The organism is Sphaerisporangium rufum, from assembly GCF_016863395.1.
Classification (GTDB): Bacteria; Actinomycetota; Actinomycetes; order Streptosporangiales; family Streptosporangiaceae; genus Sphaerisporangium; species Sphaerisporangium rufum.
Genome location: NZ_BOOU01000109.1, coordinates 1 through 782 on the forward strand (window position 1 = coordinate 1; position 782 = coordinate 782).

The following is a 782-nucleotide window of genomic DNA, read 5'->3' on the forward strand; positions in this document are numbered from 1 at the left end:
CTTCCAGACAGTTCCCCTGGTCAGAGCCGCTCTTAGTCGCCTTCCGCCAGACGGCCCTGCTCAGTTCGTCGTTCAGACCCACCGCTTCTCCGCCTCTCTGATCAACTCGATGGACGCGAGTTGCGGCTGCGCCTCGGCCCGCAGCTTGTCGTAACGGTCATGGATGGCCTTGACATCCTCGGGGCGGTTTGACACATGGCCCCGGATCGCGGTCTGGATGTACACCGTATCCAGATGACCGGAAAGCTGCGCAATGGCAAATCCACCAAGGACACCTGTTGTCACCCCTGCCGACATGGGAACGATCTGTATGCCGATTCGCGGCGAATCCAGCGCCTCAAGGAGGCGCTTCAGCTGCATTCGCATGATTTCTTCGGTGCCTACCAAACGGTACAAGACAGCCTCGTCCAAAATCACACGAAATGTCGGAGAATCAGGCCGAGACAAGATCTTTTGCCGTTCCATTCGAGCGGCCACTGCCCTCGCTATCTGCTCCCGCGTGATGCCCGGCTCTCCACGGATGACAGCTCGGGCGTAGTCCTCGGTCTGCAAGAGACCCGGAACGACGATGGGTTCCCAAGCATGAAGGGTGTGCGCCTCCTTTTCGACTCCCAGCCATCCCTTGAACCAGTGCGGACCGGCTTCCCCGCGAAGATCACTCCAGTGACGGATAAGCTCTCCGCCCGCCGACAACGCCTCGTCGCAGCGCTTGACGAAGTCGGGGTTGGGAGTGCGCTGACCTCGCTCGACGAAGCCCAGCAGGCTTCGACTGAATCTGATCG

At 60.4% G+C, this 782-nt stretch carries 1 protein-coding gene; it reads right to left on the reverse strand.

The genetic code is table 11. The annotated features are described in order from the left end of the window. Positions 1 to 72: 72 nt before the first annotated feature. The coding region (locus Sru01_RS33565) for a DUF5753 domain-containing protein (protein WP_203994433.1) at positions 73 to 782 on the reverse strand (710 nt) is incomplete at its 5' end.